General features: G+C 61.2%; 27 protein-coding genes and 1 pseudogene. 15 read left to right on the top strand and 13 right to left on the bottom strand.

Annotation, left to right across the window (positions count from 1 at the left end; genetic code table 11):
• Nucleotides 1-230: 230 nt before the first annotated feature.
• The 3 genes from ACLEJW_RS12320 to ACLEJW_RS12310 all read left to right on the top strand — a co-directional run bounded on the left by ACLEJW_RS12320 (nucleotide 231) and on the right by ACLEJW_RS12310 (nucleotide 1,665).
• A complete protein-coding gene (locus tag ACLEJW_RS12320) occupies nucleotides 231-722 on the top strand; it encodes a class I SAM-dependent methyltransferase (protein ID WP_440777698.1) in 492 nt (163 codons plus the stop codon).
• A 246-nt stretch (nucleotides 723-968) separates the two neighbouring features.
• Nucleotides 969-1,328, top strand: a complete 360-nt coding sequence (locus ACLEJW_RS12315; RefSeq protein WP_313294720.1) for an XRE family transcriptional regulator — start codon at nucleotides 969-971, stop codon at nucleotides 1,326-1,328.
• Between the two features lie 166 nt (nucleotides 1,329-1,494).
• Entirely contained in the window at nucleotides 1,495-1,665 is a 171-nt protein-coding gene (locus ACLEJW_RS12310) for a hypothetical protein (RefSeq protein ID WP_178108384.1), read from the top strand.
• Nucleotides 1,666-1,668: 3 nt separating this feature from the next.
• Here the strand turns inward: ACLEJW_RS12310 and ACLEJW_RS12305 are convergent, their stop codons facing one another.
• Nucleotides 1,669-1,938 carry a DUF6555 family protein gene (locus tag ACLEJW_RS12305; protein WP_313294719.1) on the bottom strand — a complete coding sequence of 90 codons (270 nt, stop codon included), beginning with the start codon at nucleotides 1,936-1,938 and terminating at the stop codon, nucleotides 1,669-1,671.
• A 159-nt stretch (nucleotides 1,939-2,097) separates the two neighbouring features.
• On the bottom strand, nucleotides 2,098-2,313 hold the full coding sequence (locus tag ACLEJW_RS12300) for a general stress protein (protein ID WP_145192820.1): 216 nt from the start codon (nucleotides 2,311-2,313) through the stop codon (nucleotides 2,098-2,100).
• Nucleotides 2,314-2,597: 284 nt separating this feature from the next.
• Here ACLEJW_RS12300 and ACLEJW_RS12295 point away from each other — a divergent pair, with 284 nt between their 5' ends.
• Nucleotides 2,598-6,368: a CheR family methyltransferase gene (locus ACLEJW_RS12295; RefSeq protein WP_440777626.1), complete on the top strand. Its 3,771-nt coding sequence runs from the start codon at nucleotides 2,598-2,600 to the stop codon at nucleotides 6,366-6,368.
• 92 nt (nucleotides 6,369-6,460) lie between these two features.
• A complete protein-coding gene (locus tag ACLEJW_RS12290; protein ID WP_313457370.1) occupies nucleotides 6,461-6,859 on the top strand; it encodes an NUDIX hydrolase in 399 nt (132 codons plus the stop codon).
• Between the two features lie 40 nt (nucleotides 6,860-6,899).
• On the opposite strand, the gene ACLEJW_RS12285 is transcribed toward ACLEJW_RS12290, so the two are convergent.
• On the bottom strand, nucleotides 6,900-7,451 hold the full coding sequence (locus tag ACLEJW_RS12285; RefSeq protein ID WP_145192827.1) for an ATP-dependent Clp protease proteolytic subunit: 552 nt from the start codon (nucleotides 7,449-7,451) through the stop codon (nucleotides 6,900-6,902).
• Nucleotides 7,452-7,670: 219 nt separating this feature from the next.
• Here ACLEJW_RS12285 and ACLEJW_RS12280 point away from each other — a divergent pair, with 219 nt between their 5' ends.
• From ACLEJW_RS12280 to ACLEJW_RS12260, 5 genes are read left to right on the top strand one after another with little or no spacing between them, the layout of a single operon-like run.
• Nucleotides 7,671-8,588: a DUF72 domain-containing protein gene (locus ACLEJW_RS12280; RefSeq protein ID WP_145192829.1), complete on the top strand. Its 918-nt coding sequence runs from the start codon at nucleotides 7,671-7,673 to the stop codon at nucleotides 8,586-8,588.
• Complete coding sequence (locus ACLEJW_RS12275) at nucleotides 8,585-9,370, top strand: endonuclease/exonuclease/phosphatase family protein (protein ID WP_440777625.1); 786 nt, start codon at nucleotides 8,585-8,587, stop codon at nucleotides 9,368-9,370. The genes ACLEJW_RS12280 and ACLEJW_RS12275 overlap by 4 nt, the downstream gene beginning before the upstream one ends.
• On the top strand, nucleotides 9,367-10,569 hold the full coding sequence (clsB, locus tag ACLEJW_RS12270; protein WP_313294714.1) for a cardiolipin synthase ClsB: 1,203 nt from the start codon (nucleotides 9,367-9,369) through the stop codon (nucleotides 10,567-10,569). The genes ACLEJW_RS12275 and clsB overlap by 4 nt, the downstream gene beginning before the upstream one ends.
• The gene (locus ACLEJW_RS12265) at nucleotides 10,569-11,516 is read left to right on the top strand and encodes a lysylphosphatidylglycerol synthase domain-containing protein (protein WP_440777624.1); all 948 of its coding nucleotides are present in this window, start codon (nucleotides 10,569-10,571) and stop codon (nucleotides 11,514-11,516) included. The genes clsB and ACLEJW_RS12265 overlap by 1 nt, the downstream gene beginning before the upstream one ends.
• 34 nt (nucleotides 11,517-11,550) lie before the next feature.
• The gene (locus ACLEJW_RS12260) at nucleotides 11,551-11,979 is read left to right on the top strand and encodes a hypothetical protein (protein WP_440777623.1); all 429 of its coding nucleotides are present in this window, start codon (nucleotides 11,551-11,553) and stop codon (nucleotides 11,977-11,979) included.
• A gap of 47 nt (nucleotides 11,980-12,026) precedes the next feature.
• On the opposite strand, the gene ACLEJW_RS12255 is transcribed toward ACLEJW_RS12260, so the two are convergent.
• Both ACLEJW_RS12255 and ACLEJW_RS12250 read right to left on the bottom strand, forming a co-directional pair.
• Entirely contained in the window at nucleotides 12,027-12,257 is a 231-nt protein-coding gene (locus ACLEJW_RS12255; protein WP_145192839.1) for a metallothionein, read from the bottom strand.
• A complete protein-coding gene (locus ACLEJW_RS12250; protein ID WP_313294705.1) occupies nucleotides 12,254-12,721 on the bottom strand; it encodes a phosphotransferase system, HPr-related protein in 468 nt (155 codons plus the stop codon). Before ACLEJW_RS12250 ends, ACLEJW_RS12255 begins: the two co-directional genes overlap by 4 nt.
• A gap of 129 nt (nucleotides 12,722-12,850) precedes the next feature.
• Here ACLEJW_RS12250 and ligD point away from each other — a divergent pair, with 129 nt between their 5' ends.
• From ligD to ACLEJW_RS12225, 5 genes are read left to right on the top strand one after another with little or no spacing between them, the layout of a single operon-like run.
• Nucleotides 12,851-15,352, top strand: coding sequence for a DNA ligase D (ligD, locus tag ACLEJW_RS12245; RefSeq protein WP_440777622.1), 2,502 nt, complete (start codon nucleotides 12,851-12,853; stop codon nucleotides 15,350-15,352).
• The gene (locus tag ACLEJW_RS12240; RefSeq protein WP_440777621.1) at nucleotides 15,349-16,392 is read left to right on the top strand and encodes an acyl-CoA dehydrogenase; all 1,044 of its coding nucleotides are present in this window, start codon (nucleotides 15,349-15,351) and stop codon (nucleotides 16,390-16,392) included. The genes ligD and ACLEJW_RS12240 overlap by 4 nt, the downstream gene beginning before the upstream one ends.
• Complete coding sequence (locus tag ACLEJW_RS12235) at nucleotides 16,389-17,144, top strand: PIG-L deacetylase family protein (protein ID WP_440777620.1); 756 nt, start codon at nucleotides 16,389-16,391, stop codon at nucleotides 17,142-17,144. The genes ACLEJW_RS12240 and ACLEJW_RS12235 overlap by 4 nt, the downstream gene beginning before the upstream one ends.
• 11 nt (nucleotides 17,145-17,155) lie before the next feature.
• Nucleotides 17,156-17,755 carry a class I SAM-dependent methyltransferase gene (locus tag ACLEJW_RS12230; protein WP_440777619.1) on the top strand — a complete coding sequence of 200 codons (600 nt, stop codon included), beginning with the start codon at nucleotides 17,156-17,158 and terminating at the stop codon, nucleotides 17,753-17,755.
• Entirely contained in the window at nucleotides 17,752-18,402 is a 651-nt protein-coding gene (locus ACLEJW_RS12225; RefSeq protein WP_440777697.1) for a glycosyltransferase, read from the top strand. The genes ACLEJW_RS12230 and ACLEJW_RS12225 overlap by 4 nt, the downstream gene beginning before the upstream one ends.
• 58 nt (nucleotides 18,403-18,460) lie before the next feature.
• On the opposite strand, the gene ku is transcribed toward ACLEJW_RS12225, so the two are convergent.
• From ku to ACLEJW_RS12185, 8 genes and pseudogenes are all read right to left on the bottom strand, one after another.
• Entirely contained in the window at nucleotides 18,461-19,327 is an 867-nt protein-coding gene (gene ku, locus ACLEJW_RS12220; protein WP_440777618.1) for a non-homologous end joining protein Ku, read from the bottom strand.
• Nucleotides 19,328-19,429: 102 nt separating this feature from the next.
• Nucleotides 19,430-20,020, bottom strand: a complete 591-nt coding sequence (locus ACLEJW_RS12215; protein WP_440777617.1) for a 5'-methylthioadenosine/S-adenosylhomocysteine nucleosidase family protein — start codon at nucleotides 20,018-20,020, stop codon at nucleotides 19,430-19,432.
• Between the two features lie 100 nt (nucleotides 20,021-20,120).
• Nucleotides 20,121-21,074 (bottom strand): methyltransferase, encoded by a 954-nt coding sequence (locus ACLEJW_RS12210; RefSeq protein WP_440777616.1) that lies wholly within the window; start codon nucleotides 21,072-21,074, stop codon nucleotides 20,121-20,123.
• On the bottom strand, nucleotides 21,074-22,393 hold the full coding sequence (locus ACLEJW_RS12205; RefSeq protein WP_440777615.1) for an iron-containing redox enzyme family protein: 1,320 nt from the start codon (nucleotides 22,391-22,393) through the stop codon (nucleotides 21,074-21,076). The genes ACLEJW_RS12210 and ACLEJW_RS12205 overlap by 1 nt, the downstream gene beginning before the upstream one ends.
• Before the next feature lie 18 nt (nucleotides 22,394-22,411).
• Entirely contained in the window at nucleotides 22,412-22,609 is a 198-nt protein-coding gene (locus ACLEJW_RS12200; RefSeq protein ID WP_145192861.1) for a hypothetical protein, read from the bottom strand.
• Nucleotides 22,610-22,671: 62 nt separating this feature from the next.
• Nucleotides 22,672-22,794 (bottom strand): annotated as a pseudogene (locus ACLEJW_RS12195) (general stress protein); the annotation flags it as partial.
• Between the two features lie 159 nt (nucleotides 22,795-22,953).
• Nucleotides 22,954-24,258, bottom strand: coding sequence for an NTP/NDP exchange transporter (locus ACLEJW_RS12190; RefSeq protein ID WP_440777614.1), 1,305 nt, complete (start codon nucleotides 24,256-24,258; stop codon nucleotides 22,954-22,956).
• 3 nt (nucleotides 24,259-24,261) lie between these two features.
• Complete coding sequence (locus tag ACLEJW_RS12185; protein WP_440777613.1) at nucleotides 24,262-25,185, bottom strand: aldo/keto reductase; 924 nt, start codon at nucleotides 25,183-25,185, stop codon at nucleotides 24,262-24,264.
• Nucleotides 25,186-25,276 lie beyond the last annotated feature (91 nt).

Below are 25,276 nucleotides of genomic sequence, written 5' to 3'. Positions count from 1 at the left end.
AGTGTGTTAGATTTTTCGCGTGTTTCCAAAGTCTCGACACAGGGTACATTTCAAGCTCTGGAGCTCACCAATACGTTCCACTGCCAATCCAACCAAGGACGTCCCCGGTCATGTCCCACCATCCATCCGCCGACCAGATCGTCGATCTCTATGATCGCCACGCGTCCATCTGGAACAAACTACGCGCCAATCACTTCATCGATAGCAAATGGATCTAGCGCTTTGCTTCGCTGCTCACGCCGTCGGCAAATGTGCTTGATCTGGGCTGCGGCTCTGGCCAACCGGTCGCGCGTTATCTGATCGAAACCGGCGCGTCTGTCGTGGGTGTGGATTCATCTAGGCAGATGATCGCATTGTGCAGCGGGCAATTTCCTGCGCAGGAATGGATTCACGCAGACATGCGCACGCTAGCGCTCAATCGCCAGTTCGACGCGATTCTGGCTTGGGACAGCTTTTTCCACCTCAAGCCCGATGATCAACGCCAGATGTTCCCGATTTTCCGCTGCCATGCTTCGCCGAATGCGTTGCTGATGTTCACAAGTGGCCCCTCATATGGCGAGGCCTTGGGCATATTCCAGGGCGAGACGTTGTATCACGCGAGCCTGGATCCCCGAGAATACGCTGCTCAACTGCATGACCATGGATTCGAACTGCTGGAACACGTCGTTGAAGACGCGGACTGTGGCGGTCATACCGTCTGGCTTGGGCGGCGCCTACCCTAGCCTTATATGCAGTTAAGTAATAACTATGCTAAATATTCATTTAGTTGAGTTATTAGAATGCTTCCTCTAACCCGCATCTGCCCCGTCCGTCGCCAAGCCATCTTCCGAAAGAGTACAAATGTTCTCACGCCCGCAATTGCGGCATAAGCTGTATGAATCAACAGTATCAAAAGCATTTTTGTCTCTGTCTGGTTCTGCCAGGCGGCCTGCGCTCGTCAAGCACCTCCGTTCCCCCAGGAGCCCACTATGTCGCTGAAAGCCCCTTTTGCCGTGGTCCTGCGCACGTTGCGCGGCGTGCGCAATATTTCCCAGCGCGATTTCGGCGATACCAGTCGCACGTTCCTTTCCAAACTCGAGGGCGCTCGCGCGAGTATCACGCTGGACAAGCTTGAACAGGTCAGCCAGAGGCTGGATCTAAGTCCCCTGACGCTGCTGACCCTCACCCTCCAGGAGCAGACAGGTAAAACTGCAGCACGGCTCATCGAGGAGCTACTGAGGGAAATAGAATGTCTCGAGGCTGATGGACGCGCATCTGAGCCAGTGACCCTGCTAGCCCAGCGGCGTCAAATCGATCAGGTCGAGCAGCTGCCCCCGCCTCATGGATAACTGCCCTTCACCTGATACCGCTGGTCGGTGTCGCAGTGCTCGCAATGGATCATGCTCACAGTGCCGGTACTCAGACACAGTGAGAGGTCAACGGCATGGCCACTCACACTCCTGTACCTGGCCCACCTCAGGGTGGGCCTTTTTTCACGAAGCTGAGGACGCTGAGATGAATAGACAACTGCAAATGGGTGGCGGCAGCGTGCAGGATGACTGGCCTGAGCTTGATCGGGACCAACGCAATGACAGGGCCGACGACCCGGACGCCGACCCGAATGTAGCGGATGATGATGAAAATCGCCCTGGGGTGCCTGCCAGCGACCCGGAATCCGGCGCTTGAGTGTCAGCTTGTCAGCGTTGTATCAGTGACGGTCTGGCTGGGTTTGCTGCCGGATAATCGCCAACTTACCGCGGTTATACCGTAGCGCTCAGCCATAGGCCTGCTCACCTTTCTGATTTTCTCCCGGCCGAACTTGGGGATGATGCCGATACCTGCATCACAACTCGCCCAGTGCCAGGCTTCTGCGTTATCGATTTTCTCCAGGCGAATGATGAAACTACGCGGCTGGCCATGCAGCAGGTAATCGATAATGTACAGCTGGGGACTAGGCATCACGCAGCCCTCCTCTTCTCCATGGATGACTTGAAGATTGAGTGACGCGACTGCGCAAAGATTCAATAAAATTGTCGAACAATTCGAATGAATGGCTGAATGTGCGCTGACGATACCCAACTGGCCCGCCAGGAACACTGGCGGGCCGTGGAAAAACCGCTACTGCTGTTGCTGGCGCCCTCCTCCATGGCTGTTCTGACCACCTTTGCGGCCTGCTTCGGATGCCCGTTGCCTGTCATTGGCGAAATTGCCGCCCGACGCCTGGCCACCTTTATGACCAGCGCGTGAAGCCCGTTCACGGTCATTGGCAAAATTGCCTGGATTGGTTTCCTTGGTGCCGCCACGTTGCCCGGTCCGTTGTTGATCACCAGCCATGTCGTTTCTCCATTGCGATGCAGATGGGTGGGGCGCATGAAACATTGTCATGCATAGTTTCCGAGCCACCAGCGCACGCGGATGCTCAATCCATTTGCCTGGCGCCGACCGGTGGCGCCAAACACCCGCCATGCAAATACTTGTGCCATGGGAGTTGCCTGCACGGAATTTTGGTTCACCTGGCGCTGGCCCTCGCAGCAGAGCCTGCGGCCGGCCTATAATGCGCGATCCAGTGCCCGGCGATGCTTCGAGGGGCGTTCATCAGGTGTGCAAAAGGCATTTCCATGACTTCATCCTCCAAGCAGCCCGCTTCGCCACACGACCCGGCGTTGACGCCGAGCCACCTGGACTTTCCGGTGGTGGGCATCGGCGCCTCTGCCGGTGGCCTCGAAGCTATTCGCACGTTCTTCCAGCAGATGCCCAGCGACTGTGGCATGGCCTTCGTCGTGGTGCTGCATCTCTCGCCAGACCATCAAAGCGTGGCCGATCGTATCATTCAGGAATCGACCCAGATGCCGGTACGTCAGGTGACCGAGCCGGTGCCGATTGAGCGCAACCACGTGTACGTGATATCCCCGGCCAACCGTTTATCCACCAATGACGGCTACTTGCGCGTGACGCCGGCCAACCGCCGCCGTGGCGACCATGTAGCGATCGACCTGTTTTTCCGCGACCTCGCCGAGGTGCACAAGGACCATGCTTTTTGCGTGGTGTTGTCCGGCACCGGCGCCGACGGCGCAGTGGGCTTGTCGCGCATCAAGGAACAGGGCGGCGTGACGCTGGTACAAACACCGGACGACGCTCAGTACGACAGCATGCCACGGGCAGCAATTGAAACGGGCATGGTCGACGTGGTACTGCCCGCCGCCGAGATGCCGCAACGGTTGCTCGAACTTTGGCGTACCGCCCGCCATGTGAAACTGCCCGAGATCGAGGACGAATCCTTGCCGCCGCCCTTGGGCAGCCGCGCAGGCGACCCGCTAGCCGCAGAGCCGCTGCTTGAAGAGATTCTGCTGCAGTTGCGCAGCGCGACCGGCCACGATTTCCAGCATTACAAGCGCGCGACCGTATTGCGACGCATCGAGCGCCGCTTGCACGTCACCGGTCAGACTGATCTAACCGGTTACCTGCGTTACCTGGAACAACACGACGACGAAGCCCCTGCTTTGCTGGACGATCTGCTGATCGGGGTGACCAATTTTTTCCGCGACCGCGAAGCCTTCGAAGGGCTGGAACGTCACGTACTGCCGCAGTTGGTCGCAAGTATTGAAGATGGCAGTGAAATTCGCGCCTGGTCGGCGGGCTGTTCGACCGGAGAAGAAGCTTACAGCTTGGCCATGTTGCTATCCGAGCAGTTGGCAGTGGAACAGCGTTCGGCCAAAGTTCAAGTCTTCGCCACCGATCTTGATCAGCGCGCGATCAGTGTGGCGCGCACCGGCATGTACACGGAAGCCATCGTCACCGATGTGCCGCCCAGCCGTTTACGCCAGTTTTTCGTCAAGGAAGACCAGCACTACCGGATCCGCAAGGAAATCCGCGAGAAGGTCTTGTTCGCCCGCCACAATCTGCTCGCCGACCCGCCGTTCTCGCAAATCGACCTGGTGGTCTGCCGCAACCTGCTGATCTACCTGGACCGCGAAGTACAGCGTGACATCCTGCAGATGTTCCACTTCGCGCTGCGCAGTGGTGGGTTCCTGTTCCTGGGCTCATCGGAATCCGCGGATGTTGCCAGCGAACTGTTCGTGCCGGTGGACAAGCGCAACCGTATCTACCGTGCGCGCGACGTCAGTCCGGTCGGGCGCGGCTCCGGGCGGCAATTGCCCGGGGCCAGCGTTGCCAGCGTGACCCAGCACCGACAAGCCCAGGCCAAGCCCAGTCGCAAGCCGTCCTATGCCGAGATGCATCACCGTGCGCTGGCACGGCGCACACCGCCGAGCCTGATCATCGACGGTGACGGCAATATCTTGCACATGAGCGAGGGGATCGGCCACTACCTCACACTGGCAGGCGGCGAGCCGAGCCGCAATCTGATCAACCTGGTACTGCCCAGCCTGCGCCTGGCATTGCGCACTACGCTGTTCCAGGCCCGCCAGGGCACTGAAGCGGTGACCTCGCGGCCGGTCGACTTCGGCGAGGGCGAGCAGTACCAGCAGGTGGAAATTACCGTGCAACCCTTCAAGGACGAACAGAGTACCGGCGAGTGCCTGCTGGTCGTCTTCGACGCCCGTACGCCGGATACCACGCTGCCAATCCCAGGGGTCATTCGGCAAACCGACAGCATGGTGCTGCAGAACCTTGAACGCGAGCTCCAGCGCACGCGGCTGCAACTGCAGGAAATCATCGAACAGTCGGAGATCTCCAGTGAGGAGCTGACTGCCTCCAACGAGGAAATGCAGGCGGTCAACGAAGAGCTGCGCTCGGCCAGCGAAGAACTGGAAACCAGCAAGGAGGAGCTACAGTCGATCAACGAGGAGTTGCTCACGGTCAACTACGAGCTCAAGAACAAGGTCGAAGAAACCGACAAGGTCAACGACTACCTGAGCAACCTGATCGCCTCCACCGACATCGCCACGGTATTCGTTGACCGCAACCTGCATATCCGCTGGTTCACGCCTCGGGCCACCGACCTGTTCAACATGTTGCCGGTCGATACCGGCCGTTCGCTGCTGGACATCACCCACCGCCTCGACTACCCGGCACTGGCCGACGACGCCCGCGCCGTGGCTCAGGGTGAAACCATCATCGAACGCGAAATTGGCGCCCAGGACGACCATTGGTATCTGGCCCGACTGCTGCCCTACCGTTCAAGTGAACGCAAAATCGATGGCACCGTGTTGACCTTCATCGACATCAGCAAGAACCACGCGGCCGAAGAACGCGTGCGGCTGGGCGAAGAACGCCTGAGCCAACAGCTGGCTGAATCGCGAAGCTCCAGCCATATGAAGGATGAGTTCTTCGCGGTGATGTCACACGAATTGAAGCATCCGCTCAATCTCATTCAACTCAATGCCGAAATCCTGCGCAGGCTGCCTGCGGTGACGACCCTACCTGCTGCCAACAAAGCCGTGGGCGCGATTCGTGATGCGGTGGTGAGTCAGGCCAGGATCATCGATGACCTGCTCGATGTGGCCCGCATCCGCACCGGCAAGCTCAAGTTGAAGATCGAGCCAGTCGACCTTGCAGCGATTCTGCGTAGCGTTCACGCCGTGGTGCTGAGCAATAATCCACCTTGCACGGTCCATCTCGAACTTCCGCTCGACGATCAGGTGCTGCTCATCGACGGCGACAGTACCCGCCTGGAGCAGATCATTTGGAATTTGCTCAACAACGCGCTGAAATTCAGTCCGGCGGGCACCTTGATTCGTTTGGTGCTCAGCCATGATGCCGGCACAGTTCGCCTGCAGGTGATCGACCAGGGCCAGGGGCTCGAACCGAGCAGCCTGCTGCACATCTTCGATCTGTTCGCCCAGGCTACGCCCCATCAACCCCATGCCCGCGACGGACTCGGCATCGGCCTGTCGCTGGTGCGCCAGTTGGTCGAGGCTCACGGTGGAACGGTGACCGCGCATTCGGACGGGTTGGGCCAGGGCTGTACCTTTACCGTGATATTGCCGCTGTCCAACGTCGGTTCGCTGCAAGCCGTGCACGCTCCCGCATTGCCAGATGAAGGGCGCCTGCAGGGGCTGCATGTACTGCTGGTCGATGATTCACCCCAGGTACTGAGCGTGATGCAGGAGTTGCTGCAAATGGAAAGCGCGCAGGTATCGGCCTTCAGCGACCCGCGTCAGGCGTTGTCAGCCTGTGCCGATCAGTCATTCGATGTGATCCTCTCCGATATCGGCATGCCCGAAATGGACGGCAATGAGTTGATCAAAGTACTGCGCGCTTTACCGCATCTGCAGCACACCCCCGCCATCGCACTGACGGGCTACGGCGCCAGTGTCGACCAACATCGCTCGCGCCAGGCTGGTTTCGACCGGCATTTGAACAAGCCGGTAGGCTACGATGACCTGATCGAGGCAATCGAGACACTGATTGGTTCCGAGCGCTATTGACCACCGCTAACGATAATTGCAGCTTCGACCCAACTTTTCAGGCAGCCCGGCAGACTAAGCTTCAATAGGAACTGGAATTACCGGGAGACTGCATGAAGTTGGTCAAACCACGCGCCTCGATCATCTGCCATCACGGCAAGAAGCCGGACAGGTGGCTGTGGGTACGTAAACCGGATGCGCCGTGGACATTGCCGGGCGGCAAGATCGAACCCGGCGAAAGCCCCGTTGAAGCAGCGCGCCGCGAGTTGCTCGAAGAAACCGGCCTCGAGGCGCAGAGCCTGACCCTGCTCATGCGGCATGAAACGCCGGAGCGTACGCACTTCGTTTTCGAAGCCGAATTCGCCGAGCCGCCCCAACCTGTCCCTCTGCACGAAATAGATGCGCTGCGCTTCGCCCATATCGACAACGTGTCGTCCCTCAAACAAGAGATGAAGACGTTGATCGAATCTTTGCTGGCGTGCGACAAGAGCATCGCCTCTTCCCTGCGCTAGCCCCGCCCTTGGCGCCGATCAGGCGCCAAGGCTGCGTGAATCAAGCATGCACGCTCCACTGGCACACACCTGTCTCGATGGCCATCTCGTCAATGGCATGAATCATTCCGCTTGCCAGCGCTTCGCGGGGGCCGAGGATACGCGGATATGCCATCAGGTAACGGGGGATGTCGAGCACCTCATCGCTTCCTTCCGTGCGCTCGGCGACGATCTGCGCGTACAGGCGCAAATCGTAATCCAGGCTCATGGCGTACTCGGCCATGCGCGAATGGTCCACCGACCCATGCAATGTCCAGTGGAAGGGATGAAACAGGAATTTGCTGTGGGCACAGGCCGTTCGGTGCTCACCCGCCAGGAACAGGATATTGCCCATCGATTCCACGGTGCCCAGGTTGTGGGTGTGCACGGGTACCGGCAGGGCGCGCAGAAAGTTATACAGCGTGAAGCCGTAGCTGCACTCCCCGCCCATGGTGGCGATGTTGAGCTGCAGGATTTCTGCCCCTTGTTGCACGACCTTGGAGCAGGTGGCGATGAGGTTGCCGCAGGTCGAGGAGTTGATCGGCCCGGTAAAATGGATAATGTGTCTGGCCATGCGTGCCTCCAGAATTGGCAGGTCCGTTCCAGGAATCCAGGGCGCTGCGACGGGGTCACTGCAGCCCGGCTTTGCTATGCGGTGGAAAAGCCGCAGCACCTAAAGTTCAACTCATCCGGACTGCTGTCGCTTAGGTGGATTGCGCTGAACCCTGACCCCTTCCTGCCTGTCGTTTATTCAGAGTGAAGGACAGAGGACCAAGGTGATGAGGACAGCAGCGTGAGCGATATCCGCATCGGTATATCCGGATGGCGCTATGGCCCCTGGCGCAAGGACTTCTACCCCAAAGGGCTACGCCAGGACAGCGAGTTGGCCTTCGCCTCGCGCGCGGTCAACAGCATCGAGATCAATGGCTCGTTCTACAGCCTGCAAACCCCTGAGCGCTACGTGAGCTGGCGAGACGAGACGCCGGACGACTTCGTCTTCTCGGTCAAGGGGCCGCGCTATATCACCCACGTGCGCAGGCTCAAGGAGATCGACGAAGCGATTGCCAACTTCTTCGCCTCCGGACCGCTATTGCTCGGCGACAAGCTCGGCCCGTTTCTGTGGCAGTTCCCACCGAACATGAAATTCGATCAGGCGCGCTTCGCTGAATTTTTCGAGCGCTTGCCCAGGGATCGCAAAAGCGCGCGCGACTGTGCTCGGCACTGCGCCGAACGCCTGCAGGGCAACGGCGGTATAGCGATCAAAGGCAACGCCAAGCTGCGCCATGCCGTGGAGATACGCCACGAAAGCTTTATCTGCGAAGACTTCATCAAGTTGCTGCGCAAGCACAACGTTGCCTTGGTGGTGGCCGACAGTGCCGGCAAGTGGCCGCAGTACGAAGATGTCACCGCTGATTTCGTCTATATGCGGCTGCACGGCGATGTCGAACTCTACAGCAGCGGCTACACCGCCCGCGCCCTGCGCCACTGGAAACGACGGATCCAGGCCTGGAGCACTGGCGGACAGGTCGAGGATGCCAAGCTGATCCTCGATGCCGCCCCGCGCCGTCGCAAGTCGCGGGACGTGTATTGCTACTTCGATAACGACCAGAAGGTCCATGCTCCCTATGACGCGCGCAGATTACTGGAGAAACTGCATTTGGATTTCCACCTGCTGACCGAGCCCGGCGTAGTGCCAGAGGTGGCACTGTGAACCCTACCCAGCCCGCTCCGCACGCGATTATCGACAAGGTAACGGCAGTTCGTCAGCTCATTGTGCTGACGATCAACGTGCACAAAGGCTTCACCTTCTTCAATCGCCGCTTCATCCTGCCAGAACTGCGTGAGGCAGTTCGGGCCACGGGTGCTGACCTGGTGTTTCTGCAAGAAGTCCATGGTAGCCACAAGCAGCATGCCATCGCCCATTCAGCCTGGCCTGATACCCCGCAATACGAATTTCTCGCCGACAGCATGTGGCCGCAGTTCGCCTACGGCCGCAACGCGATTTACCCCCATGGCGACCATGGCAACGCGCTCTTGTCCAAATTCCCGATCGCGCGCCACGAAAACCTTGATGTTTCAGTCGAAGGCAACGAACAGCGGGGCTTGTTGCATTGTCAACTGGAGGTACCGGGGCATGCTCAGGTGCACGCGGTGTGCGTGCATCTGGGGCTGCGTGAAGCGCATCGCCAGAGCCAGGTGAAGCTGCTGCTCGAACTGCTCGAGCGCCTGCCTAGCGACGCGCCGGTGATCATTGCCGGCGACTTCAACGATTGGCGCTTGAGAGCTGATGCCGTATTGAGCGAACACCTGGTTGAAGCCTTCGGCGAGCGGTTTGGCAGCCCGGCGCGTAGCTTCCCGGCACGCTGGCCGATGCTGCGCCTGGACCGCATCTATCTACGTAACGCGATGCCGACCAAGGCGCAAGTGTTATCCATGTATCCCTGGTCACACCTGTCGGACCATGCACCACTGGTAGCGGAGATCAACCTGTGAAACGACCCTGGGTAGACGGTAATAACGTCGAGCTGCTGATCAACGGCGAAGAATACTATCCACGGGTATTCGAGGCGATGAGCCAGGCTCGAGCTGAGATTCTGCTGGAAACCTTCATCATCTGGGACGACAAAGTCGGCAAACAACTGCAACAGACGCTGATCGAGGCGGCGCAACGTGGTGTTCGCGTCGAGGTCGCAGTCGATGGCTACGGTACAGGCGACCTGCCCGACGCCTTCGTCGCCGCGATGACCGACGCCGGTGTTAATTTTCACGCGTTCGATCCGCAGCCTCGGTTGATCGGCATGCGCACCAATCTGTTCCGTCGACTGCACCGCAAGATTGTCGTCATCGATGCCGAGCGGGCCTTCATTGGCGGCATCAACTACAGCGGCGATCACTTGGGCGACTATGGCCCCATGGCCAAACAGGATTACGCTGTCGAGGTCACCGGCCCAGTGGTGGCCCAGGTACATGCCGCCAGCCGCCGGCTGATGTCGCCCGTGCTGGAACCTCCTAGCGAGCTGCGCCCGGTCACCGAACCAACCGGCAACACCACTGCCGTGTTGGTCGAGCGTGACAACCGCATGCACAGTACCGACATCGAGGTGCAGTACCTGGAGGCCCTGCGTTCGGCCAAGCACCGCATCATCGTTGCCAACGCCTACTTCTTCCCGGGCTACCGGCTGCTGCGCGAATTGCGCAACGCCGCCCGCCGTGGCGTTGAAGTAACGCTGATTCTGCAGGGCCAGCCAGACATGTGGTGGGTGCGGGCCCTGTCGCGCCTGCTTTATAACTACCTGCTGCGCGATGGCGTTCGCATTCACGAATACTGCCAGCGCCCGCTGCATGGCAAGGTCGCGCTGGTCGACGATGAATGGTGCACGGTCGGGTCGAGTAACCTGGATCCGCTAAGCCTGTCGCTCAACCTTGAAGCCAACCTGTTCATTCGTGACCGGTCCTTCAATCAACATCTGTACGAGCACCTCAGCTCGCTTTCCAGCGAAAAATGCAAGCCAGTGACGCTGGAGCGGATGATCCGAGGCTATTGGTGGCGCGCGCCGCTGATCTTCGCCTGCTTCCACCTCATCCGGCAGTTCCCCCGTATTGCAGGGTGGTTGCCAGCCCACCGGCAACGCCTGCGCTCCTTGCAGCCAGAGGTTCAGCCCCAGGGCGATCTGAACGAGGGCAATACCTGATGGCGCAGAAATCCTGGCAGGTCTGGGGCAAGCGGTTATTCACCGTGGCGTTCCTCATTCTGATCCCTGTGTTGCTGTACTTCCTGGCCCGCAATCTGGACTGGAACGAGGTACGGGAATCGCTACTGGCGTACAAACCCAGTACGTTGGTCATAGGCTTGCTGTTGGCGATGTGCAGTTACCTGATCTTCGCCAGCTACGACTTGCTGGCAAAGGCCTACACCGGTCACGACTTGCCGGCCAGGCAGGTACTGCCGGTCGCCTTCGTGTGCTATGCCTTCAACCTCAACTTCACCACCTGGGTGGGCGGCGTTGCCCTGCGCTATCGACTGTATGGCCGGCTCGGGCTGGACACGTCGACCATCACCCGCATTCTCACCCTGGCACTGCTGACCAACTGGATGGGCTACATGGCGCTGGCCGGCACGGTATTCGCGCTGGGGTTCGTCGACCTCCCAGAGAACTGGGCGGTCGGGGCGACCGGCTTGCGTATGATCGGCGTGCTGCTGCTGGCCATTGCGGTAGGTTATCTACTGGCCTGCGGCCTGGCTAAAAAGCGTACCTGGCGTTGGCGCGAGCACGAGGTCACCCTGCCCTCGCTGCGCCTTGCCTTGTGCCAGGTGGCACTGGGCGCGAGCAACTGGGCAATGATGGCGCTGTTGATCTACTGGCTGCTTCCGAGTGAGGTGTTCTATCCCGCGATTCTCGGCATTTTGCTGATCAGTTGCGTGGCCGGTGTGGTTGCGCACATTCCAGCCGGGCTGGGTGTGCTTGAAACCGTGTTCCTGGCGCTGCTGCATGGCCAGGTCAATCAAGGGACCTTGGTCGCCGCGCTGCTTGGCTACCGCACCCTTTACTACCTGATTCCGCTGGTAGCGGCCGTGCTGACATACCTGGTACTGGAGAAGCGGGCCAAGGCCATGCGCCAGCGCGACAATCCTGCTTAGAGCCATAGTCGGGCGGGCGCCCGGGAGGTGGATGATGCGTGTTCCTGTGTTGGCACTGTTACTCGGCAGCCTGGTCAGCGGCGATCTGCTGGCCGCAGCTTGCGACGTCAGGACACGTTCGTCCAGCGAGGCAGTCAAGGCCGTCGAACGGCACTCCTGTTATAGCTACAGCAAGATGCCGGACGCCGCGATCAATTGGTCCTGCAGCAATGAGAGCAAGGACATGCTCAGCACCGAAAAACAGAAAGTCGCAGAGTGCCCGGGCCACAGCCTGGGCAGTTGCATCGCGCCGCTGACGCAGGAGGCGCTGGCCAATCCAAAATCCACGGGGCGCACCGAGCCCTCTACCAAGCCTGCCCTGCCCAAGGATGCACGCGTGGTGACCTACTATTACGATGCTCCCAGTCTGGGTCAGGCGCGAAGTGATTGCGAGCGCAGCGAAGGGATCTGGCAAACCCACTGACTCGTGCCGGGGCCGCGCCTTGACGGGCGCGGCCTGCAGCGAGCGGCTCAGGGCGAAATCGGGTCGCTGGCCGGGAAGGTTTCATCCAGCGCATTGTCGACACTGGTTTCGTTCGGCTGCACCGCGCCTGCGCAATCGCAGTCAGGCATGCGGCAGTGTTCACCGTTGCGATGGCCACTGGCGCAGGCCTCGCAGCAGTAGGCCTTGGTGCCCTGCTGCGCGGCATTGGCATCGATCGTACAACTGCAATGGTTACATGCGCATCGTAATTCGCTCATTGGATTTTTCCCTCTTCTTCGTCGATGACGTCATCAGTCCAGGGTTCACCGTCTAATGGCGCTGAACGGGCGAGCTCGGCTTCATCCAGACCAAAACCGCCGCCGATTTCTTCGGCATCGACCTCGCGCAGGTCCAGGTCAGCCGGGCCGCCGTTACCGCCAGGCTCATGGGGATCACGCGCGCCGGTTTCATCCAGCAGGGTTTCCGGACTCAGGTCGTCGTAGGTCACATTGTCTTCATGCACGCTCTCGGTCAGCGCTTCGCCGCCGGTCATGCCACTTTCGGCCACGCGGCTGGCGGGAAATTCGTCTTCGACTTCCTGGGCCGGTCGCTCGTCTCCTACTCGGCCTCGGCGTTCATCGTTGCGCTCGCTGAAGTCAAGTTCGTGCACGCTGCCCATGCGGTCTTCGGTGGTGTCGATTTCCGTGGGGGTATAGGGCTTCGGTTCGTCTGGTCGAGACATCTCGGCTCTCCGTCTGTGGGATTACCCAATGATCGACTCCGGCAAGCCACGGATGATTCAGAGTTTTTTTGAACTACCGGGCGATTGGCCACCTCCCAACCATAGACAGTGGATCATGCGGAGCCAGCGATGGCCAAGTCCCTCGAGGAGTACGAGCGCAAGCGCGATTTCAACGCCACCCCCGAGCCCAGCGGCGCAGGTGGCAAGGCCCGGCGCGCCCATGCCCTGCAGTTCTGCATCCAGAAGCATGATGCCAGTCATCTGCACTACGACTTCCGCCTGGAGCTCGATGGCACCCTAAAGAGCTGGGCGATTCCCAAGGGGCCGTCGCTCGATCCCAAGGTGCGTCGGCTGGCCGTGCACGTTGAGGACCACCCCCTCGATTACGCGGATTTCGAAGGCCACATACCCGAAGGCCACTACGGCGCCGGCGATGTGATCGTCTGGGACCGCGGTGTATGGGAGCCAGAAGGCGACGCCAAACAGGGCTATGCCAAAGGGAAACTGCGCTTTCGCCTGCAGGGGGAAAAGCTCAACGGCGTGTGGAACCTGTTTCGCACCCATCTGGCGGGCAAGAAAGAACAATGGATGCTGGTCAAGTCCAACGACGGGCAAGCGCGCAGCGAAGCTGAGTACAGCATCGTTGAAGCGTTGCCGGACAGCGTGCTCAGTGACCGTACGCTAATGCCCAAGCGCAAGCAGCCAGTTGCCTCCGCCAAGCCGGCCAAAGCCCCGCGCAAGCGCACTAAGGCCGGCGTGAAAGCTCAGCTGCCGGATGAGCTGCACCCGCAGCTGGCAACGCTGGTGGACTCCCCACCCGAGGGGGATTGGCGATATGAGGTGAAGTTCGACGGCTACCGGATCATGGCGCGCATCGAAGGCGATGATGTACGCCTGTTCACCCGCAACGGCCATGACTGGAGCGCCAAGATGCCCGGTCAAGTCGCGGCGCTGCGCGCCCTAGGCGTCGACTCCGCATGGCTGGACGGCGAAATGGTGGTCAACGATGAAGACGGCAAGGCCGACTTCCAGGCGTTGCAGAACGCTTTCGATACCGAGCGTGACGAGCAGATTCGCTACTACCTGTTCGACCTGCCGTTTCTCGGTGGCCGCGACCTTCGCCAACTGCCACTGCAGGATCGCCGCCAAGCGCTGCGTCAGCTACTCGAGCGAAGCGAGTCTGACACCTTGCTGTTCTCCGAGGATTTTGACCAGCCCGTGGAATCCCTGCTCGACAGCGCCTGCCGGCTGGACCTCGAAGGTTTGATCGGCAAGCGCGTCGATAGCCCGTATGTCGGCCGGCGCAGCGCCGACTGGGTCAAGCTGAAGTGCAAGAAGCGCCAGGAATTCGTGATCGTCGGATTCACCGACCCCAAAGGCAGCCGCTCCGGTTTCGGGGCCCTGTTGCTAGCCCTGCACGACGATGACAGTGGCGAGCTGCGCTACGCCGGCAAGGTCGGTACAGGCTTCAGCGCCACCACATTGCACAGCATTCATGCGCGGCTCAAGCCCCTTGAGGTCGACAAGCCTGCCCTGGCAAAGCCGCCTACCGGCGCCGAAGCCCGTGGCGTGCACTGGCTCAAGCCGCACCTGCTGGCCGAGGTTGCCTATGCACAGATGACGCGCGACGGTGTCGTGCGGCACTCGGTATTTCACGGGTTGCGCGATGACAAACCGGCCACCGCCATCGACCTGGAGCGTGCCATGCCCGCCAAGACCGTGCCCAAACGCCAGCGTGCCGCCATGCCGGACGACTTGGGCGAATTGCGCCTGACCCATCCTGATCGCGTCATCGATGCCAGCATCGGTGCCGATAAGCGACAGATCGCCGAGTACTACGCTGATGTCAGCCAGTGGATCCTGCCGCAGCTCAAAGACCGCCCGGTTGCACTGGTACGCGCACCGGATGGCTTAGGGGGCGAGCTGTTCTTTCAGAAAAACGCCGGTCAATTGCATATTGCCAATGTGCTGACGTACGACAAGGCCACCGCCGGACAGGCCGCGATGGTCATCAATCGGCCAGACACCCTGCTGGGCGCGGTGCAGATGAACATGCTGGAAATGCATACCTGGAATGCCACCGACAAAGACTTTGAGAAGCCTGATCGTTTTGTGCTCGATCTGGACCCGGATCCCGCGCTGCCCTGGAAAGCCATGTTGGAGGCGACTCAGCTGACCCTGACCCTGCTTGATGAGCTGGGCCTCAAGGTATTCCTCAAAACCAGCGGCGGCAAAGGCCTGCATCTGGTCGTGCCGCTGACGCGCCGCGCCGGCTGGGATGAGGTCAAGGACTTCAGCCACGCGATCGTCAATTACCTGGCCAAGCTGTTCCCAGATCGCCTAAGTGCGGTGTCTGGCCCGAAAAACCGCGTGGGCAAGATCTTCATCGACTACCTGCGCAACGGTAAAGGCGCTACCACGGTATGCGCCTACTCCCTGCGCGCACGTGAAGGCCTGGCTGTGTCAGTACCTATCTGGCGTGAGGAACTGACCCAGCTCAAAGGCGCCAACCAATGGCACATCGGCAATGTCCGCGAGCGCTTGGCCGAGGTCGACGACCCGTGGGCCGAGATGAGTAAAGTGCGCCAAAGCATCACCGCGGGTATGCGCAAGAAAATGGGGCTGGCATGAGCATCGACACCCTTCACGACCTGGGCGCGTTAACGCAGCTGCTGCGAAGCTTTGCCGAGCGCCGGCAAGCACTGAGCGTAGATCCCGATCTGGCCCAGCTCATACGCGCACTGCAGGCCGGCCACTTCGATCGGCTTCCACTGCCCGGCCGGGGCGATACCTTGGCGCGCTGGCAGTTCCTGGCTAAGGTGGCCGGCTGTGATCTGGCGCTGGCCAAGCTTTACGAGGGCCACACCGACGCTTTGGCCATCCTGGCCGAATGTGCTGCGCCGCATCTGTCGGGTGACGGCATCTGGGGCGTCTGGGCTGCTGAGCCGCCGACGGCTCGGGCGCGTATCGTTGCCCGCGAAGGCGACAAGGTATGGCTTGCCGGCAGCAAGGCGTGGTGTTCAGGTGCCCTGCAGATCGACAATGCCTTGATTACCGCTTGGGCAGACGACGATCAGCCACAGCTTGTCGCCATCGCGCTGTCGCATGCCAATCAAGGCCTGGATGTCGACAACTGGCAAGCCGTGGGCATGGCGACCACCGCCAGCATTGAACTGACCTTCAATGATGCGCCGGGCATTGCCGTCGGCAGGCCTGGACAGTACCTGTCCCGCCCCGGCTTCTGGCAAGGGGGCGCTGGTATCGCCGCGTGTTGGTACGGCGCTGCTCAGGCACTTGCTGAGCACCTTCGCGCCCAGTGTCGCCGCCCCCACGCCGATCCTCACGCGTTGGCACATCTGGGCACGGTCGACACAGCGCTGAATGCGGCGCGCACAACCTTGCGCGACTGCGCGAAATGGATCGACCAGCACCCCGACCTGGACGCCAGCCTGCCCGTGCGCCGAGTGCGTGCCCAGGTCGAACAGGCCGTTGAGCTGGTGATTCGCCACGTCGGCCGGGCTTTGGGCGCCACGCCGTTCTGCCGCGACAGTCACTTCGCCAGGCTCATGGCCGACCTTCCCGTATTCGTGCGCCAAAGCCATGCCGAGCGAGACCTCGCCGCGCTGGGCCAGCAGGTGACCGAGCAGCCCGCAGGAGCATGGCAGCTATGAGCGAAAATCTGATTCAAGCCAGCGCTGGCGTGCCCTGGTCGGCGTGGCAGCACTCTGCGCACCTGGCCCGCGCCAGCTGGATGCCTCCTGAGCAGCTGTGCCCGCCGGGCCGCCGCCTGGTGCTGATCGCGCCGCACCCGGACGACGAAATTCTCATGGCAGGCGGACTGTTGACGCAATTTCGCGGCCGCGAACACGAACTGCTAATCATCTCTGCCACCGATGGCGAAGGCAGCCACCCGGACTCGACCCACTGGACTGAGCATCGCTTGCGCAGGCAGCGCCCACTGGAAAGCCGTCAGGCGCTGACGCAGCTGGATCTGGATCTCAACAACCTCGATTGGCGCCGGCTCAATCTCAAAGATGGCAGCCTGCCGCGCGAAGAAGCGTTTCTGGTCAACCACCTGACCCAGGCCTTGCGCCCTGATGATGTGCTCATGGCCACCTGGCGGTGTGACGGCCATTGTGACCATGAGGCCGTTGGCCGTGCTGCGGCGCAGGCTGCCTTGGCACGCAAGGCGCAATTGGTCGAGGTCCCGGTGTGGGCCTGGCACTGGGCCCAGCCGGATGACCCGCGCCTGCCCTGGCCGCGTGCGCACCGCCTGACACTGGACGAGGCCAACCTGGCGCGCAAGCGCAAGGCACTGACCGCCCACGTCAGCCAGCTGGAACCTGATGGTCCTCGTGCCCCGGTATTGCCCGCCACGCTGCTGGACTGCCTGTTACAACCTTTTGAACTGGTGTTCTTGTGAACGGAGTAGTCATGAGCCTCGATGCCCAGTATTTTGCCGACCTGTATGCCACGACCGAAGATCCGTGGGCATTTCGCACCCGCTGGTACGAAAAGCGCAAGCGCGACCTGGTGATGGCCAGCCTGCCCCGCCAATGCTACCAACGGGTTTTCGAGCCGGCGTGTGCCAACGGCGAGTTGAGCGCACAGCTGGCCGAGCGCTGCGCCGAGCTGCTGTGCCAGGACCTGGACCCCACTGCTGTCACCCTGACGCGTGCACGCTTGGCCGAGGTCAGTAACGCATCGGTCGAACAGGCCCGGCTGCCGGGTGATTGGCCAGGCGGCCAGTTCGATCTGATCGTGCTGAGCGAGGTGGGCTATTACCTCGATCCAACCGACTGGCTGCAGGTCCTCGAACAATCGGTTGCCAGTCTGGCTTACGACGGCGGGCTACTGGCCTGTCACTGGAAGCACCCGATTGCCGGATGCCCTCAGGATGGGCGCGAGGTGCATCAGATGCTGGCCAAGCACCTGCCGCTTTATTCGGTATTCCGCCACGATGAGGCCGACTTCATACTCGAGTACTGGTCGTGCCAGCCTAGCGTGGTCGACCTCGACGAGACATGCTCATGATCGGCGTGGTGATTCCCGCCCATAACGAAGCCCGGCGCCTGGGGCGCTGTCTCAAGGCCATGGCCGCAGCGGCCGCCTTGGCCGAGCAGGCCGGCCAGGCTGTGGCTGTGCTGGCGGTGCTGGACCGCTGTGTCGACGGCAGTGCCCAGGTGTGCGCGCGTCATGGGGTCGAAACTATTGCGGTAGAGGCTGGCAGTGTCGGCATGGCACGGCGCATAGGTGCGCAAGTCATGCTCGAGCGCGGGGCACAATGGATCGCTTGCACCGACGCCGATAGCCAGGTGCCTGCGCATTGGCTGTTATCGCAGCTCGCCTGCACGGCAGATGTGGTATGCGGCACGGTGCATGTTGCCCGCTGGCAGCCGTGGCAACGGGGTGCATTGCGCCAACTCTACCTGAGCCGCTACGAGGCCCGGGAGGGGCACCGGCACATTCACGGCGCCAACCTCGGGATTTGTGCACGCGCCTATGCGCGCGTGGGTGGGTTTCAGCCCCTCGCGGCGCATGAAGACGTGCAATTGGTGCGTGATCTGGAAGCGGACGGTGCGCACATTGTCTGGACCGCCAAGCACAGCGTCGCGACTAGCAGCAGAATCGACAGCCGGGCACGAGAAGGCTTCGGTGATTACCTGGCTAGCCTCGCCTAACGGCCCAGTGGCCTGACAAGGCACCACGTGTCGATGCCTTGTCAGGTTGCGCCAACCTTCAGGACGCTTTGCGAGGACGCTTGGTGGTCTTCTTCTCGGCGGCGGGCTTCTTCTCGGCGGCCGATTTTTTCGGCGCTTTGCCACCCAGGCTGCGCTTGAGCAGTTCGGTAAGGTCAATGATATCGGCGCTCTTCTCTGCAGCGCCGCCTTCGCCTTTCTCCACAACCGCAATCTTGCCTTTGCTGGCCTTTTCTTCGACCAGGTCCATGATCGTCTGGCGAAACGCGTCGTGGTATTCGTCAGGCTCCCAGGGGCCGCTCATGTCCTCTACCAGGCGCTTGGCCATTTGCAGTTCGCGCTTGTCAAGCTTGGTGTCGGTGACGCTCTTGTCCAACTCGAGCGTATCCAGGCCACGTACTTCCTCCGGCCAGCGCAAGGTGATCATCACCAGCGCCTCATCCAGCGGTCGGATCAGCGCGAGGTGCTGGCGGGTGTGCAGCACCACCGTCGCCAACGCCACCTTGCCGGTACCCTCAAGGGTTTCGCGCAGCAACGCATAGACCTTGCCGCCGCGCTTGTCAGGGCTCAGGTAGTACGGCGTGTCGAAATGCTGGAGGGGAATCTCCGAAGCATCGACGAAGGAGAATATGTCGATGGTCTGCGTCGCTTCAGGGCGGGCCTTGCGGATTTCTTCTTCGCTGATGACCACGTAACGACCTTTCTCGTACTCTACCCCCTTGACGATGTTCTCCTTGTCGATTTCCTTGCCGGTGACCTTGTTGATTCGCTTGTAGCCCACCGGGTCCATGCTGCGCTTGTCCAGCCAGTCGAAGTCGACCCGCTCGGTGCGCACCGCGGTATTGAGTGAAACGGGAATGTGCACCAGGCCGAAGCTGATTGCACCCTTCCAGATAGCCCTGGCCATGAGCAGCTCCTATGGTTGAACGGGCTTGCAGTGTCGCGGGCCCATGACTCAACTGACCCCCTGGTGCCGCCAAGGTTTACTTCAACATGCCGTGCGGCGCGTTCAGCGCAGTGGGTTGCAAAGCACCTGCTTGAAGGCTTGCCCGGCGAGGTGAACCTGCTGCGCCCAATCGCCTGCGGCATCGCTGCCTGCGTCGTCGGAGATGTACTTCAGGCACAACAACGGTATGCGCTCCTGGCTGGCAATCAGGGCCAGCACATAGGCCTCCATGTCCACTACATCGTAAGGCGCTTCAACATGCCCCGTCTCGAAACTGTCACCGCTGCCACAGACGCCAAGTGCAAGTCCTGGATGAACGAGGCCATGTTCAAGCACAACCGGGACATCGGCCAGCGGCGTTTCATAACGCGCAAAGCCCAACGGCGTGACGTCCATGTCACGCTGCACGAAGCGGTTGCAGCAGATTACCTGTCCCTTGGCGTGACGCTGACTACCTGCCGAGCCAAGGTTGACGATCAACCGCGGACGCTGGCGCTGAATCGCCTGGGTCAAGGCGATGGCAGCGTTGACCTTGCCGATGCCGGTGAACAGCACGTTGCACCCTGTGAAAAAGTCGCCCGCCTCCGCCTCAAGGGCGAACACGAATAGAGTGTCGGCGAGCGATACATCGTGAAGTACGGCAGGAAACGTCATCGGGCAATCCATACGGCTGGGAAATACCCGCCATTGTCGGGCAAAGCCCGCTCAATGCAAGTCGATGCGGCATCCCAAATTACCGAGGGCCGCCATGGCCTCAATCGTTACGGGTCAACGTCAGGGCGACAGCGGCGATGCGCTCGACTTCTTCGTAGCCTGGCTCGTCCAGTTGTTCGCCGAACACATCCGGGTCGAGTTCGCGATAGCTCCAGGACCATTGAGGTCCGGCCAGGCGCTCTCGTGCCGCTTCAAGCAGCGCGTCGCGTCCTTCGACGATGGCAACGCCCGTGTACAGCAGCAGCGACCCATGCGCGGCCAAGCGTTGTTGAGCTTGCTCGACGATGCGCAAGGACAAGTCGGCCCCGAGTGAGCCGCCACCGTGGCGATAAGTGCGCTCGCCGACATCGAGCATGTAGGGCGGATTGGCCACGATCAGATCGAACGTACCCGTGATGCCGTCCAGGAGGTTACTGGGCTCGACCGAAAGGTTACTGACCCCAGCCAACGCTGCATTGACGGCGGTATAACGCAAGGCTAACGGATTGATATCGACCGCCGTAACCTGCGCGTGCGCCGCCGCGCGGGCAATCAGCAGCGCCCCGATACCGCTCCCGCATCCGATGTCCACAGCATGCTGTACACGCGTATGGCGATGCTGAAGATGGTCTTGGATTGCCTGAGCGAAGCGATAGCTGTCTGGGCCGAAAAATACCGCATCGCTCGCTTCGGTGGGATAGGCCGAGTGGACCAGCAGCAGTTCGTCCAGGTTGGAAAACCGCACCTGACTGCGCAATAGCTCGCCATCCTCGCTCAACAGGCCGGCCGCTTGCAGCGGTCGTAACTCGTCTGTAGACAGCAGCGCAGGCGCGAACGATCGGCTCCAGCCAAACACATCGCGCAGCGAATGGGCGCGTTGAGCCTCGGGCCGTGCGTTATTACGCGCATGGGTAGCCGGCGTCACACAAGTGAACCGATAGCCGTCGGCACGCAACCGTTGACCTAGTTGCAGCAGGGCCTGATCGGCCTTGACTTGGTGCGGGTCGAGCATCATCAGCGGGGCTCCTCCTGAGCGAGACCGGTTGCGAGCAGATAATTGCGGGTTGCCAGCAAGCCATCCGGCGTGGCGTGGCGATTGCCGAGCATGCGCTCGATCAGGTCCCCCACGTCTGGGTCGCCAGCGCTCTGCAGCCGCGGCACCTCCAGCGCCAGCTCACCCTCCCAGGCGCCGGGCAGCACACGGCGGACCGGCGCCTGCCAGTCGGCGGCGATCCAATCGTGCCAGAGCTGCTTTTCATAGGGAGTGAAGACCCCGAACATGGGCGCGGTAGGGCCTTCGATCAGTTTCCACCAGCGGCTGTTAGCGGGGTCTTCACCGCGCCTGATCCATTCCTGCTGCTCCATCGCCGCCACAAAATCGGGCATGGCCCCCGGCTCGGACAGCCATTGGTTGATGGTGCGCTTTTGCAGGCGGCAACGGTCGGCGTGCATGAACTGGCCGAACAGGCTCTTCTGCTCGAGCGCCGTAAAAAGTTCTTCATCCAGGTTGAAACTGGCGATCAGGCTGGGTGTATCGACGCCTAGATCGTTCAGGCGATAGCCGCGACGTACGCGGGCGTAGAATTCGGCTTCCTCGCCACGCGGGCAGAGCTGCTGCAACGCTTGTATGGATTTCTGCGCATGGCCGCTGGCGGCATTGTCGATGGTGATGTGCAGCTGAAAGTAATAGCCGTCGATGCCCAGCTCGGCGAGCTCATAAGTGGTGATCAACAGGTGCAGAGGAGGCTGTTCATAGCCCAGGTTGTAACCAATCACCTCAGGCAGAAAACGATCACTGTGCTGGCCCAGCGCCAATTGCAGCGAGCCCTGCAGATAGCGCTCATCGCTGAGCACAGGCTCCTGGCAACCCAGACGGCTAAGCAGACGTTGGTAGATGAGCACATGGTTACAACGAGGGTCGCCGTTGCCCAGCTCCTCAAGATAGGTGCGGATCAGATCGTGATAACGGGGGTCCGCCCAGTGCTTGAGCGTACCTTGCAACCACGCGCCGTCGACCGCCTTGGTCGGAGCCACCTGCTGCAGGAACCAGATCGCTTGCGAGCGGTTGCTGAAGTAACGCCGTGGAGCGCCTTGCTGGCGCTGTTTCAGATAAGCCGCGTAGTCGCGCGCAACGTCCGCCGAGTGGCGCACGCTCCACTGGCCAAGCTGCGCAAGCGTGTCGGGCAAATCATCGGGTAACTGGTCAGCACGCGAGAGTTGCGTTTCAAGCCACTGGGCAGCGTTGGCCTGGTGGCCGTCGAGCATGGCCCGGTAGCGGTCGAGCAAGCCTTCGGAAGTGGCAGTTGCGGCAAAAGCGGATGTCATGACCGTCATGCCAGGCTCCTCATGCAATCATGGTTTCTGGTTTTCCCTTGGCATCGGTTCCGGATCTGGGGCCGGTTGCGGTGCGGGCTTATCATCGTGTTGCTGCATCTGGACCGAAGGTTTGCTTGGATCACTGTCCTTGCCAGGATGATTGTTGTCCCTGTCAAAACAGCCACCGAGCAGTATCAGGGAGCCCATGAGGGCAATCAGGAGCGCGCGTGGCATATCGACCTCCCACGTTTGGTCAAATCGCAGTGCCAGGTTCCCCCGGCACTGCGTCAGGTCACTTACGAACGGCCGCCTTTGCGGCCCGAATCGCCGCTGGTGCGGCCACCACCCGATTGCTGACCGCCTTTGCGGCCGGCTTCGGACGCTTTCTCGCGGTCATTGGCGAAATTGCCAGGGTTCTTGGTACCACCTTGGCTGCCGCTGCGGCTGTTCTCTTTGTTGGCCATGGTCTCTAACCTCGATGTGGGATTCGAAAGTGCACGGCGCCGTGCCGTACATAAGCTCGGAGTTCGGCGATAGCGAGGGATTCGGTTTATTGCGGCGCGTTCTGACCGACGGCATTAAATAGGCGGTGGCAGTTTATTTTGCGCGCCAGTGGATTCTTCTGCTTGCTGGCGACGGCCGAGCCAGGTGCCGACGATAGCCCAGGCAAGCGCCAGCACCGCGCCCATCGACATCGCCAGTTGTGGATGATCTGCCAGCAAGTCCAGGCCCCGTTTGAGCCAACCACTCAAGGCGTCGCCTGCACGGTAGACCACGGTATCGATGAAACTCTTGGCCTTGTACTTGTCTTCTGCCGGCAGCACGGTAAACAGCATCTCGCGTCCTGGCCGTACCAGCGCATACTCGCCAGCCCGGCGCACCACCATCACCACCACGAACAGCCCAAGTACCGGCGCCAGTGCCAGCCCGATGAAGCCGACCGCCATCACCAGCGGTACTGCCACCAGCAAGATACCCACGCCCATGCGCCTGGCCAGTCGACCGGTGAAGAACACCTGGGTGAGAATCGCCAAGGCCTGCACCACGGTGTCGATCAAGCCGAACACCTGAGTCTGGCGTGTGCGGTCGGTAAAGGCCTCGCTGACGATTCGCGCCTGCTCGAAGTACAGAAAGGTACTGACGCTGGCCAGCAGTACCACGAACAGAGCGATGCCCAGCAAATAAGGCGAGCGCAGCACGGCAGTCGCGCCAGCGAAAGGATTGCCGCCCAGCGGGCGAGAAGTCGGATGGGCAACGGCCGCCGGCAATGGCCGGCGTTCACGCCAGCGTTGCAGATAGGCACACGCCGCGACACTGCCGAGCAAGCAGGCAGCGGCCACCACTACCAGCCCGGCGTGGCCAAGCGGCGCAACCAGCAGCGTGCCGAGTATCGGCCCGCTCAAGCCACCGCAGCTCGCGCCTGCCGCCAGCAACCCGAACAGCCGCTTGCCTTGTTCGGTGGTGAAAACATCGGCCAGCACGCTCCAGGCCAGGGATATGCTCAGCAGGTTGAACACCGACAGCCAGATATAGAATGCCCGCGCTGTCCATAGGTCATCCGGCTGGGCGGCGAACAACACCGCGAACAGCATCAGGTTGCTGGCGAAAAACCCATAGGTCCACGGCAGGATATACCGTCGCCGCACCTTGCTGACTAGCCAGCCGAACAAAGGCAAGCACACCAAGGTGGCGATGAACGTGCCAGTGAACAGCCATTGCAGATTGTCGATCCCCCCTGCTACCCCCATGGTTTCGCGCACGGGGCGGAGCATGAAGTAGCCGGTGAACAACAGGTAGAACAATGACAGCCCGGCAATCACCGCAGGGCCCTCCCCGGGCTGGAGGGTCAGCGCCTGATCCAGACGCCTGCGCCAGGTGCGCATGGCTCAGGCGAACTGCTTGATCAACGCTTGCTGCTGCGCTTGGGTGAGCAATGGCTCATGTCCGGCCTTGAGCTGATCGAGCTGGCGATCCGGGCGACCGGTGGCCGGGATCACTGCGGTCACCGCGCGATGGCTGATGGCGAACTTGAGAAACAGCTGCGCCCAGCTACCCACGCCTGCTTCGGCGGCCCAGGCTGGCAGCGGCTGCTGCTTGACTTTGGCGAACAACCGGCCATCGTCGAAGGTGCGGTTGATCAGTACTGCGATCCCTTTGTCCTGGCACAGAGGCAGCAGTTCGCGTGCCGCCTGCGGGGCGTTGACCGAATAGTTGATCTGTACGAAATCCAACGGCTCGCTGCGCACGATACGTGCAACCTCATCGTGGCCGCTGTTCAGATAATGAGTGATACCCACATAGCGGGTTCTACCTTGTTGCTTGAGCTCCCGAGCATAGGGCAATTGCCTTTGCCAGTCGCGCAGATTGTGGATCTGCAGCAAGTCGACCTTGTCGGTGCGCAGGCTCCTGAGGCTGCCGGCCCATTGGTCCTGGGCGTCCGCTTGGCTGTTGGCGGCGATCTTGGTGGCGATGAAGCACTGTTGGTGCCAACCGCCCTCCTCCAGCAATTGGCCCAGAATTGCGTCGGCGCCGCCATAGTTGGGCGAGGTGTCGATCACCTTGCCGCCGCCTGCGAAGAACGCTGCGAGCACCGCCTTGAGCTGCACGTAGGCAGCAGAGCCGGGCTCGACTTCAAAACTGCCCGAGGTGCCGGCCCCGATCACCGGCAATGCCTCGCCGGTTGACGGTATCTTGCGGGTGAGCAGCCCACCGTCGGCCACCGACGTGGAAGGCGCGGCATACAACCAAGGGCTGGCACTGGCAAGCCCCAGCACCGCACCTACACGTAGGACATCGCGTCGGTTGTACATGGCAAAGCTCCCGTCATCGATCGGAAACTTTCAAGGCTAGCTGCTGGTGTCGCTGGACGCCGGTGATTCTGTATCTGGATATTTTTTTGAA

Origin of the sequence: Pseudomonas sp. SMSB3 (genome assembly GCF_052041965.1) — a bacterium.
GTDB lineage: Bacteria > Pseudomonadota > Gammaproteobacteria > Pseudomonadales > Pseudomonadaceae > Aquipseudomonas.
The sequence above is the reverse complement of the archived record's forward strand: the minus strand, read 5'-3'. Positions and strand labels throughout refer to the sequence as shown.